Annotated in this window: 12 protein-coding genes and 1 pseudogene; 5 read left to right on the top strand and 8 right to left on the bottom strand. The window is 73.7% G+C overall.

What is annotated here, in order from left to right; translation table 11 throughout:
• Window positions 1-63: 63 nt before the first annotated feature.
• From BGK67_RS09355 to BGK67_RS09360, 3 genes and pseudogenes are all read right to left on the bottom strand, one after another.
• The gene (locus tag BGK67_RS09355) at window positions 64-948 is read right to left on the bottom strand and encodes a S1 family peptidase (RefSeq protein WP_069919642.1); all 885 of its coding nucleotides are present in this window, start codon (window positions 946-948) and stop codon (window positions 64-66) included.
• Between the two features lie 166 nt (window positions 949-1,114).
• Window positions 1,115-1,924, bottom strand: a pseudogene (locus BGK67_RS36120) (DUF1684 domain-containing protein); the annotation flags it as partial.
• 104 nt (window positions 1,925-2,028) lie between these two features.
• On the bottom strand, window positions 2,029-3,324 hold the full coding sequence (locus BGK67_RS09360) for a DUF5685 family protein (RefSeq protein WP_069923735.1): 1,296 nt from the start codon (window positions 3,322-3,324) through the stop codon (window positions 2,029-2,031).
• A 283-nt stretch (window positions 3,325-3,607) separates the two neighbouring features.
• On the opposite strand from BGK67_RS09360, the gene BGK67_RS09365 reads away from it, so the two are divergent.
• Window positions 3,608-4,057 carry a cell division protein SepF gene (locus BGK67_RS09365; RefSeq protein WP_069919643.1) on the top strand — a complete coding sequence of 150 codons (450 nt, stop codon included), beginning with the start codon at window positions 3,608-3,610 and terminating at the stop codon, window positions 4,055-4,057.
• Between the two features lie 9 nt (window positions 4,058-4,066).
• Here BGK67_RS09365 and BGK67_RS09370 read toward each other — a convergent pair whose 3' ends face one another.
• Both BGK67_RS09370 and BGK67_RS09375 read right to left on the bottom strand, forming a co-directional pair.
• Window positions 4,067-5,239 (bottom strand): acyl-CoA dehydrogenase family protein, encoded by a 1,173-nt coding sequence (locus tag BGK67_RS09370; RefSeq protein ID WP_069919644.1) that lies wholly within the window; start codon window positions 5,237-5,239, stop codon window positions 4,067-4,069.
• Between the two features lie 233 nt (window positions 5,240-5,472).
• On the bottom strand, window positions 5,473-7,134 hold the full coding sequence (locus BGK67_RS09375) for an MFS transporter (protein WP_069919645.1): 1,662 nt from the start codon (window positions 7,132-7,134) through the stop codon (window positions 5,473-5,475).
• Between the two features lie 280 nt (window positions 7,135-7,414).
• On the opposite strand from BGK67_RS09375, the gene BGK67_RS09380 reads away from it, so the two are divergent.
• Window positions 7,415-8,551 (top strand): hypothetical protein, encoded by a 1,137-nt coding sequence (locus BGK67_RS09380; RefSeq protein WP_069919646.1) that lies wholly within the window; start codon window positions 7,415-7,417, stop codon window positions 8,549-8,551.
• A gap of 226 nt (window positions 8,552-8,777) precedes the next feature.
• Window positions 8,778-9,827 carry a phosphatase PAP2 family protein gene (locus tag BGK67_RS09385; protein ID WP_069919647.1) on the top strand — a complete coding sequence of 350 codons (1,050 nt, stop codon included), beginning with the start codon at window positions 8,778-8,780 and terminating at the stop codon, window positions 9,825-9,827.
• Window positions 9,828-10,186: 359 nt separating this feature from the next.
• On the opposite strand, the gene BGK67_RS09390 is transcribed toward BGK67_RS09385, so the two are convergent.
• The 3 genes from BGK67_RS09390 to BGK67_RS40710 all read right to left on the bottom strand — a co-directional run bounded on the left by BGK67_RS09390 (window position 10,187) and on the right by BGK67_RS40710 (window position 12,721).
• Window positions 10,187-11,155 carry a helix-turn-helix transcriptional regulator gene (locus tag BGK67_RS09390; protein WP_069919648.1) on the bottom strand — a complete coding sequence of 323 codons (969 nt, stop codon included), beginning with the start codon at window positions 11,153-11,155 and terminating at the stop codon, window positions 10,187-10,189.
• A gap of 82 nt (window positions 11,156-11,237) precedes the next feature.
• Window positions 11,238-11,798 carry an MTB12 C-terminal domain-containing protein gene (locus tag BGK67_RS09395; RefSeq protein WP_069919649.1) on the bottom strand — a complete coding sequence of 187 codons (561 nt, stop codon included), beginning with the start codon at window positions 11,796-11,798 and terminating at the stop codon, window positions 11,238-11,240.
• A 5-nt stretch (window positions 11,799-11,803) separates the two neighbouring features.
• Window positions 11,804-12,721, bottom strand: coding sequence for a transglycosylase family protein (locus BGK67_RS40710; RefSeq protein ID WP_079154100.1), 918 nt, complete (start codon window positions 12,719-12,721; stop codon window positions 11,804-11,806).
• 295 nt (window positions 12,722-13,016) lie between these two features.
• On the opposite strand from BGK67_RS40710, the gene BGK67_RS09405 reads away from it, so the two are divergent.
• Window positions 13,017-13,823, top strand: a complete 807-nt coding sequence (locus BGK67_RS09405; protein WP_069919650.1) for a hypothetical protein — start codon at window positions 13,017-13,019, stop codon at window positions 13,821-13,823.
• Window positions 13,824-13,923: 100 nt separating this feature from the next.
• Window positions 13,924-14,295, top strand: coding sequence for a hypothetical protein (locus BGK67_RS09410; protein WP_069919651.1), 372 nt, complete (start codon window positions 13,924-13,926; stop codon window positions 14,293-14,295).
• Window positions 14,296-14,300 lie beyond the last annotated feature (5 nt).

A 14,300-nucleotide genomic window follows, 5' to 3' on the forward strand; every position in this document is an offset into this window, starting at 1 on the left:
CGGTCCGGGCGGGGGCTCGTCGTCGTGCCGCGAGCCGGGCGGGGCTCCTACCCGCCGGCCAGGTCAGTACACGCTGACCCCGTAGGCGTTGAGGGCCTCGACCACGGGCTGGAAGAAGGTGGTGCCGCCCGAGGAGCAGTTGCCGCTGCCGCCGGAGGTGAGGCCGACCGCTCGGGTGCCCGAGTAGAGCGGGCCGCCGCTGTCGCCGGGCTCGGCGCAGACGTTGGTCCTGATCATGCCGTACACCACGTCGCCGCCGCCGTAGTTGACGGTGGCGTTGAGGCCGGTCACGCGGCCGCTGTGGGTGCCGGTGGTGGAGCCGCGCCGGGTCACGGACATGTTGACCGTGGCGTTGACGGCACTGGTGATGTCCTGGCCGCCGACGGTGCCCGGCGGGACCGGCGAGTTGCTGGCGTACTTGATCAGGCCGTAGTCGTTGTTCGGGAAGCTGGATCCCGTGGTGCTGCCGAGCACGGTGGTGCGGGCGGAGTTGGTCCACCAGGTGCCGGCGCCCTCGGTGCAGTGCCCGGCGGTCAGCGCGTAGTAGTTGCTGCCGCTGCGCACGTTGAAGCCGAGGGAACAGCGCCAGCTCGACGCGTAGATCGCGTCGCCGCCGGAGGCCAGTTTGGTCAGCTTGCCCGGGGTGCGCTCGATGCGCAGGGCCCCGGCGTCCGCTCCGGCCTCGCGCTTGATTCTCGCGAGGTCGGCGGCGGAGACGGTGGAGTCGGCGGTGACCACGAGGGTCCCGGTGGCGGGGTCGGTGTGCCAGGCGGTGCCCGCGACGTCGGCGCGCAGGACGGACGCGCCGGCCGAGGCCAGCCGCGCGGCGCTGAATCCGCCATCCTGTGGGTCCGCGTTCGCCACGGTGGGGGCGGCGAGTGCCGCGACGGCGGCCAGGCCGGTGGCCGCCGCGAGCAGCCTGGTACGGGTGATGCTCTTGATCCTCACTTCTCGTCCTCCGAGAGGGTCGGGGGCTCGGCGGTCGTGGGGGTGCCGGAGCCCGTGAGGCGCAGTCAGGGCACGGAAAGCGCACGCTTTTGCGCCGTGTCCCTGACAAGCACTGTCGGGAGTGTGGTGGCGTCGGATACCGGTCGGCAAGGGCGCCTTTCAGCCGCCGCTCCCCCGCCGCCGCTTCGAAGGGCAGCGTGTTGCCGGGCGGCGGGAAGGGGCAGATGAAGTGGTCGGTGCAGGCACAGGGAGGCAGGAGGGCCCGGTCGAAGTCCACCGTGATCGAGCCGTCCTCGGCGGGGGCGCCGGGTGTCAGGAAACGGAAGCGGTAGCCGGAGCGTCCGCCGGTGGCATCGCCGAGGACGGCCCAGAGGCTGCCGCCCTCCTCGTCGACGGCCACGTGGACGGTGTGCTCCCCGCCCTCGAAGGGGAAGCGCGGCTCCCCGCCGAGGCCGAACCCTCGCGCCTGCCCGTCGGCGTTCTCCACCTGGACGGTCCGGTCCTCGCCGTACGGGCGGAACCGGCCGGGCAGGCGGAAGGCCGGATCGTACGGGGAGGCCTCCAGGCCGGCGAAGGCCCGGCGGGTCGCGGAGTCGGGGGCGAAAACGCGGACCGCCCACTGCCCTGCCCGCCGGATCACGACGAGCCGCCGCTCCCCGGCACGGAGCCGGGAACGTGCGGGCGGAGCCTCGTCGGCGGCGAGTTCCACCTCACCGGCGAAGGGCTCGCCGTCGAGGTGAACGGAGTCCTCCGCGGCCGCGAAAAGCACCACGGAGTCGTCGGTCGCGCGCCTGCGCCCCGGAACGGCCGGAATTCGACCTTCCGGGTAGTCGGCGAGCCCGGGGGTCCCCCCGGGCGGAGTCTGGGGGAGGGTGCCCGTCAGCGCGAGCGGACCGTACGGGGCGGACACGGAAGCCACCCGCCGCTCGTGCCGTTTCCGCCAGTCCGCGGGCGGATCGTCTGCGTCATCGCTCATGCCGCTCACCCCTTCCACGCAGGTCCGGCCGGGAACCACGGGGTACCCCTGGGTACCCCGTCCGGACGTGCGCGTATATGAGAGGGCGTCAGGCGCGAGAAGGCTCAGCAGCCGTCGCAGGGACAACAGCAGCAGTCACCGCAGCCGCAGTCACAGTTGCAGTTGCAGTTGCCGCAGTCGCAGCTGTCGCACCAGGGGTCCTTCTTCTCCCGGGACCACGGCCCCTCGTGCTCGGTGCAGCACAGCTGGCAGGTGCAGAACAGGCCGAGGGCCACCGCGCACCCGGCGAGCAGCCCGCGCCGCGGCTTGTGCGGGGGCCGGCCGCCGCCTCCACCGCCGCCGGGCCCCATGGGCGGTGGGGGCATCCCCGGTCCGCCCGGCGCGTGGGGAGCGTCCGGCGCGTAGGGGCTGCCGCCGTAGGGACTGCCGCCGTACGGGTTCCCGCTCCCGTGCGGGGTGCTCGCGTACGGGCTGCTCGCGTACGGTCCGGCCCCGTACGGGCCGCCGCCCTGCCCCGCGGAAGCGGTCGGCGCGTGCCCGCAGCCGCTCGTCCCGAAGGCGCGGTCCACCGAGGTGCGCAGCTCGTGCACCAGCAGCCGGTGGGCGAGCCCTGCGTCCGCGAACTCGACCTCGCGCAGCGCGAGCCTGATGCCCCGCAGGGCGTCGTCGCACAGCCGCCGGGCCTCGGCCAGCGAGGTCCCGGTGGCGGTCAGCGGGTTCCAGGCGCCGGCCGAGGCGTCCGCGGCCTGGTCCTCCACGGCGTCCAGCAGGTGCGCGAGCCGCCCGAAGTACCGGCCGGCCTCGGCGAGCGCGGGGGCGTTGCCCGGCCGTCCGGCCAGCTGCGCGGTATGCGCGAAGGCGGCGGCCGTCGCGGTCTCCGTCGGCTCGGTCACCACGAGCACCGGCGTGCCGGCTCCGGCCAGCGTCTCGATGCCGGCCTGCCGGTCCACGGCGTCGACTAGCACCGCCGTGTCGAAGCCGAGCGAGGCGCCGGTGCGGGCGCCGGCCCGGTCCCAGCCGCGGGCCACCTTGCGGGCGGCCGCGGCTATGGGGGCCCGGGCCAACAGCCCGTCCCCGTCGGCCACGTGGTCCCGTACCTTCGCGGAGGCCAGGACGAGCGAGACGGCGGCGGCGAGCCGTGCGCCCTCGCCGTTGGCCACCGGGGCGGTGCGCATGCCGCGCAGCGGGCAGGGCCCGGCGGTGCGCCGGGTGCCGGGGGCGGGACCGGACTGAGCCTCCGTCAGAACGGAGACGAGCAGCCCGTCGTAGTTGGTGACGATCCTGGCGAACTGGCCGTGGTCCCCGCGAAGTGCCAGGCAGAGCCCGCACAGATGAGCCATCCACTCCGCTTTGAACCGCTCGCCCAGCCTGTGCGTGCAAGGTCTGACGATGCCGAACAACTGCTTCCCCCGTGTGTCGTACGCGTGCCTGCGGGGCATGGTATCGACCCGCGTCCTTCACCCGTACGTCCCCACCGGCCACCCGTCCGGCGGCACCGGTCGTATTTTCACTCAGTCAGCAGTGGTAGCTGCCAGGAACCTTGACCGTGCAACGGATGTTCTGCACCAGTACCGTCACGAAAACCCTGCGCGGCGGCTATCCACTTGGCGCGTTGTCAGCATCATGGACGACCATAGGGGCAGCGGAGAGAAGACAGACTGACCACGGTGAAAGGAGGCGTCCATGGGTTCGGTACGCAAGGCGAGTGCCTGGCTGGGTCTCGTGGAGGACAGCGACGACGAGCGTTACTACGACGACGACTACGCTGAGGCGGCCCAGGGTTCGGTGGCCGGTCCCGGCGAGCAGTGGGTCACCGACCCCCGCGTCAGAGTGGCCTCCGAGTCCGCGGTCGAGCAGGGCCGCCGCATCGCGACGGTCACCCCCGACGGGTTCCGTGACGCGCGCGGCATCGGCGAGCTGTTCCGCGAGGGCGTCCCGGTGATCGTGAACCTGTCGTCGATGGACCCGGGCGACGCGAAGCGCGTGGTCGACTTCGCGGCCGGTCTGACCTTCGGTCTGCGCGGCTCGATCGAGCGGGTGGCGACCAGGGTCTTCCTGCTGACCCCGGCCGACACCCAGATCGTGAGCGGCGAGCCCGGCGGCCGCTCGCGCGACTTCTTCAACCAGAGCTAGGCAGGGCCCTCACCGGAAGGCGTCGAGGCCGGTGAGCGCCTTGCCCAGCACCAGTTGGTGCATCTCGACGGTGCCCTCGTAGGTGAGGACCGATTCGAGGTTGGTGGCGTGCCGCATGACGGGGTATTCGAGCGAGATCCCGTTGGCACCGAGGATGGTCCGCGCGGTGCGACAGATCTCGATGGCCTCGCGGACGTTGTTGAGCTTGCCGAAGCTGATCTGCTCCGGCCGCAGGGTGCCCGCGTCCATCCGCCGGCCCAGGTGGTGGGCGAGCAGGATGCCCTTGTGGAGTTCGAGGGCCATGTCCGCCAGTTTGGCCTGGGTGAGCTGGAAGCCGCCGATCGGCTTCCCGAACTGCTCCCGCGTCTTCGCGTAGTCGAGCGCCGCCTCGAAGCTGGCGCGGGCCGCGCCCATCGACCCCCAGACGATCCCGTACCGCGCGTGGCTGAGGCAGCCGAGCGGCCCCTTGAGGCCGGTGACGCCCGGCAGGACCGCGTCCGCGGGCAGCCGCACCTCGTCCATGACCAGCTCACTGGTCACGGAGGCGCGCAGCGACCACTTGTGCTTGATCTCGGGAGCGGAGAACCCCGGCGTGTCGGTGGGGACGGCGAAGCCCCTGATCCCCTCGTCGGTCTGCGCCCACACCACGGCGACCGCGGCGACGGACCCGTTGGTGATCCACATCTTGCGGCCGCTCAGCACCCAGTCGCCGCCGTCGCGCTTGGCGTGGGTCCGCATCGCGGCGGGGTCCGAGCCGACGTCCGGCTCGGTCAGCCCGAAGCAGCCGATCAGCTCTCCTGCCGCCATACCGGGCAGCCACCGCTGCTTCTGCTCCTCGGAGCCGTACTTCCAGATCGCGTACATGGCGAGCGAGCCCTGTACGGAGACCAGCGAGCGGATGCCGGAGTCGGCCGCCTCAAGCTCCAGGCAGGCCAGCCCGTACTGCACGGCGCTGGCGCCCGCGCACCCGTACCCCTCCAGGGACATGCCGAGAGCGCCGATCGATCCGAGCTCCCAGGCCAGCTCGCGGATTCCGGGGAGCTCGCCGCTCTCGTACCAGCCGGCGATGTGGGGCAGCACCCGGTCGGCGGCCCAGTCGCGGACGGTGTCGCGGATGGCGAGGTCCTCGGGCCCGAGGAGCTCGTCGATCCCGAGCGGATCAAGGGGCAGGAACGCGGACACTGGGCCTCCCGGCGGCCGGAGTACAGAACCTAGCAGCGCAAGTTTTACGCTGCGCCGAAGCTAGACGCCGAACTCCCCCACCGTCCAGCCCCGCCGGCCTTCGAGGCGCGGGAGCCCAGGGGCGCCGCACCGCACACCCGGCGGGGCCGAAAATGCAGCCCCGCCGGCGTTTGAGGCGCGGGGGCCCGGGGGCAGCGCCCCCGCAACGGCGCCGCACCCGCGCACCCGGCGGCTCAGCCCGTACGCCCCGACACGCGCCCGACGGCCGGATCCGGCTCCGCACAGGCCTGCGCCGGCAACCGCACCCCGTCGCCCTCGCCGGCCCCGGCCCCGTCGGCCTCGCACTCCATCGCCCGCGGCAGCTTCAGCGCCATCACCGCCCCCGCGACCAACAGCCCCGCGCTGACCAGCAGCGTCACGTGCAGCCCGTGCACGAACGAGTTCCGCGCCGCGGCGTGCAGCGCCTCCCCCGCCGGCCCGCCGAGCTGCGCGGCGATCTGGTACGCCTCGCCCAGCGAGTGCGCGGCGCCCGCCGAGGCCTCGGCCGACACCCCCGGCACCCCCGCCAGGCCCGGCGCGTACGCGGCGTTCATCACGCTGCCCAGCAGCGCGATGCCCATGCCCGCGCCCAGCTGGTACGAGGTCTCGCCGATGGAGGCCGCGCCGCCCGCGGTGGCCGCCGGGGCCTCGTTCAGCATCGACTCGTACGCGGCGAACAGCGTGGTCTGCAACCCGAAGCCGAGCAGGATGAAGCCGACCGTCAGCAGCACGGGCCGGTCGTCGTGGCCCATGAACGTGAGCACGAGGACGGCGAACGCGGTCAGCAGGAAGCCCAGCGAGACCATGGTGCGCGGGCCGATCCGGGCCAGGGTGTAGGACCCCGTGGCCCCGGCCGCCATCGCGGCGAAGGTCAGCGGCAGCAGCCGCAGGCCGGTCTCCAGCGGGCTGAGGTGCAGCACCAGCTGGAGGTACTGGACGGCGATCAGCTCCAGGCCGACGAGGGCCAGCATGGCGAGCACGATGCAGCCGACGGAGGTCGAGAAGGCGGCGCGGGAGAACATCCGCATGTCGATCAGCGGCTGCGGCCGGCGCTTCTGCCGCCGTACGAAGAGGACCAGCAGCGCCACGCCGAGCAGCAGCGGCACCAGCGCCTCGGGGTCGAGGAGGTCGCGCTCGGCGCCCAGCCGCTTGACCCCGAGGACCGAGCCGAGCACACCGGCGGCGGCCATCAGCGCGCCGGTCACGTCCCACGGCCCGTCGGAGGAGCCCTTGGACTCGGGGAGCAGCCAGCGTCCCAGCGGCAGGATCAGCGCCATCAGCGGGATGTTGATGAGGAAGACGGAGCCCCACCAGAAGTGCTGGACGAGGAAGCCGCCGAGTACGGGCCCGCCGGCGGCGCCGACCGCGGCGACGGCGGTCCAGATGCCGATGGCCAGCGCCCGTTCGCGCCGGTCGGGGAAGACCTGGCGCAGGATCGACAGCGTGGCGGGCATGATCATCGCCCCGCCGATGCCGAGCAGCGCGCGGGCGGCGATGAGGACCTGGGCGTTGTCGGCGAGGGCCGCCATGGCCGAGGCCACGCCGAAGAGCCCGTAGCCGAGGAGGAGTACGCGGCGGCGGCCGACGCGGTCGCCGAGGGTGCCGAAGAGGATCAGCAGCGCGGCGCAGACCAGCGGGTAGGCGTCGACGATCCACAGGAGCTCGATGGAGCCGGGGCGCAGGTCCTCGGTGAGGGAGGGGACGGCGACGTGCAGGATCGTCGCGTCGAGCGCGACGAGGACCAGGCTGACGCAGAGCACCGCCAGGACGACCCAGCGATTGCCCCCGCCGGAGGCCGCGCGGAGCCGCTGCCAGGGGGCAGTGGTCCGGACTCCGGCCGCGTTCGTCCCCGACATGCATGTACCTCCCAGGTGATCCCTCGCGCTCGGCGGACCAGCGTCTTGCGGAGCCACGGGGGTGGTGCGCTGTGCGGCGTCCAACGGGGTCCGGCATCGACACGCGAGTGAACGGTCAGCGTACGCGAGTTCGCCTGTCCGACACGTGGTCAAGCTCTCATCCCGACGGAGGCCGTCCTGTGGTGTGCGCCACTTTTCCCGCCCCGCTCCTCCCCCGCGTACACGCGCGCTCACGGACCGTGGTTCTCGGCCGGGGCCCGGGTGCGTGCCACCGATAATCATGCCCGTGGAAGATCTTGGATTGCGCCGGTACGCGCCCGCGCTCGCCGTCGCCGGGCCCGCGCTCGCCGTGTTCGCGGCGGTCCGGCTGCTCGGGCTGGCCGTGCTCGGGGTGTGGGGCGCGGCGGCCGGCAGCAGCCCGCACACGCTGCTGTCGGCGCGCTGGGACTCGCTCTGGTACGCCCGGATCGCCGCGGAGGGGTACGGGTACGAGGTGATCCTCCCGAACGGGGACGTCCACTCGAACCTGGCGTTCTTCCCGTTGCTGCCGTGGCTGGAGCGGCCGGTGTCGGCGGTGTCCGGACTCCCGCACGGCTCGGCGGGCCTGGTGGTCTCCGCGTCGGCGGGGCTCGCCGCGGCCTGGGGGATCTTCGCGGTGGCGGACCTGCTGCACGGCCGCCGGGCCGGGGTGCTGGCGGTCGCCGTCTGGGCGGCGCTGCCCGTGGGGATCGTGCAGTCCATGGCGTACAGCGAGTCGCTGTTCACCGCGCTGGCCGCCTGGGCGCTGTACGGGGCCCTGCGCGGCCGGTGGCTGACGGCCGGCCTGCTCGCGGCCGGGGCGGGGCTGACCCGCCCGGTGGGCGCCGCGGTGGTCGCGGCGTTGTGGGTGGCCGTCGTACTGGCCTGGCGCGGCGGCGCCCGGTCCTGGCGGATGGCGGCCGGCGCGCTGCTGGCTCCGTTGGGGGCCGGGGCGTACGTGCTGTGGGTCGGCGCGCGCACCGGCGGCGGGCTGCTCGGGTACCTGGACGTGCAGGCCGGCTGGGGCAACGGCTTCGACGGCGGCTGGGCCTTCGCCCGGTTCGTCGGGGCGAAGCTGGCCTCGTCCGCGTTCACGGCCGGGCTCGGACTGATCGCCGGGGTGGTGCTGGTGCTCTGGCTGTACGGGCGGTGCGTGCGGCAGCGTCAGCCCGTGCCGCTGCTCGTGTACGGGGGGATCGTGGTGGCGCTGGCGCTGTGCGCGTCCGGGTACTTCGGCTCCAAGCCCCGGCTCCTGCTGCCCGCCTTCCCGCTGGTGCTGCCGGTGGCGGTGGCGCTGGCCCGGTGGCGGACCCGGCGGGCGGCCGCGGTGCTGGGCGCGGCGGCCCTGCTCTCGGCGGTCTACGGGGCGTTCTGGCTGAACGGCTCGGGTCCGCCGTAACGGAATGGATCATTCCGTCCATGGTCCGGCATAGGGCATCGAGTTGTGGCAATAAAGCCCCTATAAGTGTGCGAAACAATTCGCGGAGCAGTGGATCAAGAAGGCTCCAACCATTGCCGAAATGCTGGGAATTAAGTCTCGCGTGAGACCAACTCCACATCACATGGTCATCACAAAGCCCGCGATTCGCACGGGCCGAGCATCGGCGCGCGGTAACGTCGATTGAGTGCGTACCGATCAAATCCTGACCCGTCTGGAGCGGGTGTTCGCCCGCCTGGACCGGGAACCAGAGCGACCGGCTCATCTGCAAACCCCGCAGATGAGCCGGCACCGCGTCGTGCTCTTCGGATCGACCCTCGCCTTCTATCTCGCGATCGTGGTGGCCGTACTCACCACGTCCTGGCTCGTCCGGCTGGACTGGCAAATCATGTTCTTCCGGCCCTACGAGCAGTGGCCGCAGCTGCACGCCTTCCTCGACTACCTCGTCGTGCTCGGCCAGCGCGGACCCACCGCGGTCATGGTCGCCGCCTGGCTCGGGTGGCGCTCCTGGCGCCAGCACACGCTGCGCCCGCTGATCACGCTGGGCGTGGCGCTGCTCCTGCTCAACGTCACCGTCGGGTCCGTCAAGCTCGGCCTCGGCCGGCTCGGCCCGCACTACGCCACCGAGATCGGTTCCGCCGAACTCTTCGCGGGCGGCGATATATTTCCTTCCGGCCACACCGCCAACGCCGTCGTGACCTGGGGGATCCTCGCCTATCTGGCGTCCACCGGGGTGACCCGGCGGGTGCTGTCCGTGGTGTCCGCGGTCGTCTCTCTGAGCGTCGGCGCCACCACCGTCTACCTCGGCACGCACTGGGTCAGCGACGTTCTGCTCGGCTGGTCCGCGGGTCTGCTGATCCTGCTGGCGCTGCCCTGGTTCGAGCCGCTCATCGCCCGGACCGAGGCCTACGTCTTCGACGTGCGCGAGCTGCTGCGCCGCCGCGCGGAGACCGGGCGGATGCCCGCGCCGGTCGTGTCGGCGCTCACCCCGCTGCTCTCCGCGGGCGGCAAGTGGCGGCTCGAGCCCGCCGCGGCGGAGGCCGCCGCGGAACCCGCTCCCGCCGTCCCGGCGGCGGTCCACACCCCCGCGCCCCGGCCCACGCCCCTGCTGACGGGCCGGCCGCACGTGATCCGCTCCGAGCGGACCCCGGTCACCCCGGCCGGGAGCCGCCGGCCGGCCCACGGCGAGCGGGCGGCCGCCCGGAGCGCCGCGGCCCGCCCGGTCGCGGGGGGCTGAACCACACCGCGCGGAACGGTACGCACCACCTCATCCGCGCGGCATCCGCGCGGCGAAGGCGGGCCGGGTCACCGACCCGGCCCGCCTTCGCCGTTGGCGCCGACGGCCGGCGCCGCCGCTGTCCGCGCGCCGGCCGTCCGTCAGCGCCACGCCAGGACGTTCGTCCGTCCCGGGTCACGCTTGTGTCACAGAATATCGACAAACCCCAATTGTTTTCCGGACCGCGACACGCCCGCCGTTCAAGCGCATTGGAATCTTTTCCGAAGCCCCGTGACGAGCCTCTGGAATTCCGGTAGGAGATTGCCACGGGACCGCTGGATCAGACCAGATGAATCCCCCTCAGCTCCGCCACATTTCCTTCACTTCGGCGGCTCCACGGCCCGCCCCAGCAGATCCCGCGCGGCCCTGATCCGGTCCGTCAGCTCCGGCGGCTCGACCACTTCGAACTCACAGCCGAGCAGCATGATGTGAATCACCATGACCTCCAGACTGACCGCCCCGGTGCGCAGCAGGCAGCTCTGGCCGTCGACCGGTTCCAGCACCCCGTCGCTCGGCCCGACGGTCCGCGCCGCCTCCTCCGCGGAGACCTTCAGCCGCACCACCGCCCGGGCCGCGTACACCCGCTGGGACACGCCCTGGGAGACGTACGCGGCCAGGTCCCCGGCGGGCGGCTGGCGCGGGACGAACCTCGGCCCGTGCGGCGGCCTCGGCTCGATGCGGTCGGCGCGGAAGGTCCGCCAGTCCTCCCGGTCCAGGTCCCAGGCGACCAGGTACCAGCGCCGCTCGGTGCACACCAGCCGGTGCGGCTCGACGGTGCGGCGGGTGACGTTGCCGTCGTGGTCGCGGTAGCCGAAGCGCAGCCGCTCGGTGTCGCGGCACACGGCGGCGAGTTCGGTGAGCACCGAGGGGTCCACGGTGGAGCGCTCGGCGCCGCGCAGCATCGGCACGGTGAACTCGTTGAGCGCGGACACCCTGCGCCGCAGCCTCGACGGCAGTACCTGCTCCAGCTTGGCGAGGGCCCGTACGGAGGCCTCCCCGATCCCCTCGACACCGTTCCCGGCGGCCGTCCGCAGCCCGACCGCCACGGCCACGGCCTCGTCGTCGTCCAGCAGCAGCGGCGGCAGCTCGGCCCCGGCCCCCAACTGGTATCCGCCGCCGGTCCCGGGGCTGGCGTTGACCGGGTAGCCCAGCTCCCGCAGCCGGTCCACGTCCCGGCGCACGGTCCGCGGCGTCACCCCGAGCCGGTCGGCGAGGTCCGCCCCGGTCCATTCGCGGTGAGCCTGCAACAGGGACAACAGGCGCAGCAGTCGTGCGGAGGTCTCGAGCATGCCCGCAGTCTGCCAGCGCGGCCGCCGGCGGTTCGCGGCCGTCCCAGGGCCGGTACGGACGGCGGCGGGCCGGGCGCCGCGGTCAGCAGACGCCCAGCAGACCGGTGTCCTCGCTGCCGCTGAGCTCGACCAGCGCGCAGAGCGTCTTGGCCGACACCTTCCAGACCCCGTCCTCGAGGACCGCGGTCCCCTCGGTCTGCGGCAGGACCGGGATCCCGCCGAGCAGCAGGTCGTAGGTCACCCGTGCCTCGGTGGGCGCGGTGAAGACCACGTCCGTGACCTCGGCCGAGGACACGGCCGCGTCGGTGGTGCCCGCGAAGCCGCTGAGCAGCGGCTCGAGGAACTCGCCGTTCTGCAGGAGCTCGGCCTTCTTCGCGACGGAGACCTTGGAGTCGAAGAAGGCGGCCCAGTTCTTCTCGACCTGTGCCTTGGCCGCGGCCGGATCCGCCGGGCCGTCGACGGCGGGGGCGGCGGGCGCGGCGGCCCTGACGGCCGTGAGGGGCGCGGCGGGCACGCCCGCGGAGGTCGTCGTACCGCCCCTGTCCGGGCCCGAGTCGGCGGAACATCCCGCGAGGGCGGGCACGGCGGCCAGTACGGCCGCCGCCGCCCACACTCCGATACGAGGGTGTCTGCCCAGGTCCATATGGCTCACCACCGGTGTCCGAGCGAGCCGTCCGGCTCCTTGGTTCCAGGGTCGGCGCCCTGGGGGCGGAGCGCAATCGGGGTAGGGCGGGCCACCTGGCCGGGCGGGCCCGCCGGCGTGGGCCGCACGGTCGGGGAGGGTCGCACCACCGGGGCCGGCGAGACCGTAGGCGTCGGCGCGGGCGTCGGCCGTACCGTCGGCGTCGGCCGCGCCACCGGGGCCGGCGAGACCGTGGGCGCGGGCGTCGGCCGTGCCGCCGGAGCCGGCGGCACCGTCGGGTCCGGCGGGTCCACCGGCCGCGGCGGGCGGGCCGGCTCCTGCTCCGGGATGACCAGCATCGTGCCCACGACCAGCGCGGCGGGGCGCGTCCCGATCACCGTCCGGTTCGCCTCGTACAGCGCCTGCCACCCGCCCCGCACCCGGTGCTTCCGCGCGATCGACACCAGCGTGTCCCCGCTCCGCACCACGTGCATCCGCCCGGCCAGCCCGTACCGCTTCGAGCAGGTCGGCCAGGCGTCCCAGCCCTGCGCGCCCAGCACGTCCTCGGCCACCCGGATCTGCTGGACCCGGCTCGCCAGGTCGGCGCGCGGCGCGAACACCAGCCCCCCGTAGTGCTCCCACGTCGGCTGCCGGAACTGCAGCCCGCCGTAGAAGCCGTTGCCGGTGTTGACGGCCCAGCGCCCGCCGCTCTCGCAATCGGCGACGCAGTCCCAGGGCCACTCCCCGCCCGGCCCGCAGTCCCCCGGCCCCGTACCGATCACCCCCGGCGAGCCGGGGTGCCCCGCCCCCGCCGGACCGGGCGCGGGGGGCGGCGGGGCCTGGGCCTCCGCCGCACCGGCAGGGAGTACGAGGGCCAGCGCGGCGGCGGCAGCGGCGCCCAGACGGGCCCTCGCCCGCCGGCACCCGATCCGGAGGTGGGGCATCGCGCCACGCTACGCAGCGCCCGCGGCCCTTCCGGCCCGGCGCGCCCGGCACCCGCCCGCGCCCACCCGGTCGGCCGACCGGCCACCCTCCCCCAAACGGCCAGACACGACCATCAACTGGGCACAACCAGAAAACAGTTGGCACGAAACGAAGCCCCGGCCGGACGGTTCACTCGTACGGGGGCCCGGTTCGAATCCGTTCCCTCCAATGGCGTGACCCCGGCCGCCGCTCCCCCGTTGAGCCCGGCGAGCCGGGAACCGCCCGGCCCCCGCACCTATGCCGAGGAGCCACCCCGTGCCGCGCATGCTCGACGTCAGTGATGAGGTACGTGCCGAGATCGGTGACGAAGAAGCCGACAGGCTGCTCGTCGGCGAGGACGCGCCGCGCAGTTACGACTGCACCTCCTGCCGCACCCCGGGTGACCCCGAGAACGACCGCACCAGCACGGTGCTGTTCGTCGGCGAGGAGACCGCCGTCCTCGCCTTCGCCCACGCCACCTGCATCCCCTCCCAGGTCGTGAAGGTCTCCGAGGAGCAGCTCCAGGGCGCCGTCGCCAGCATCACCGGCGACAGCCCGGCAGCGCCCGCCGCCGGTGAGGGCCCGCAGAACGTGCCCGGCGGCCAGGCCGTCCTCGGCATCACCAGCGGCCTGGTCCTGATCGGCGGGGAGCTGCACCCCGCCCTGGTGGTCGAGCCGACCGCGCCGATCGCCCGCCCCGGCAGCGACGGCCCCGGCGACGACTTCCTCCCGCTCCTCATCGAGCAGGGCTTCATCCCCGTCATGGACACCGCGCAGCTCCCCACCCCGCTGAGCGGCTGGTCGGTCCTGCTCGCCGCCGGGCAGCTGCACGCCGTCCTGCAGCCGGGCCCCGACGGCGGCCGCCCGGTCGCCTGGTGGCAGGCGCACCAGGCGCTGTCGGTCACCGACGGCTGGCGCAACGCCGTCAACAAGACCCAGCGCGTGCTCATCTACGCCGCCCCGGTCGGCTCCATCGGCCAGCAGCCCCGTGAGGACCTGCTGCGCGACGCCCTGGACAAGGCCGCCGCCGCGGGCAAGCTCGTGGCCGCCTCCATGCCCCTGGCCGGCACGCCGGGCGCCTGATCGACGCACCGCGGATCGCCGCCGGGCAGGCCCCGGCGGCGATCCGCGTTTTCCGCCCGCCACCCCGCATCCGCAGGGCGCCCGTTTCGTTGGCTGATACGTGCATCCATACGACTCCTCCCGCGCCCCGTCCCGTACGAGCCCCGTCTCGCACACCCCGATCTACGACGCCCTGTACTCGGAGTACCTGCGTGCCTTCCGGGCGCTGCCGGGCGACCGTACGGGCGAGGAGGACCTCGGGTTCACGGCCTTCTCGTACGGGGGCGGGCACACCGGCACGGGCGGCTCGTACGACAGCGGCTGGACCGGCCCCTCGTGGCAGCGGACCGAATGGCAGCCCACGTACGTGGCGCAGCCGCAGCCCGCTTACTCCTACGCCGGCGGCTCCGGATACGCCGACGGGCGGCCGCGCCAGACCGGGATGACGCCCATCCCGGCGGCCCTGCCGCCCGCTCCGCGCCGGGGCTACTGACCCCG

This window comes from Streptomyces subrutilus (genome assembly GCF_001746425.1).
Lineage (GTDB): Bacteria > Actinomycetota > Actinomycetes > Streptomycetales > Streptomycetaceae > Streptomyces > Streptomyces subrutilus_A.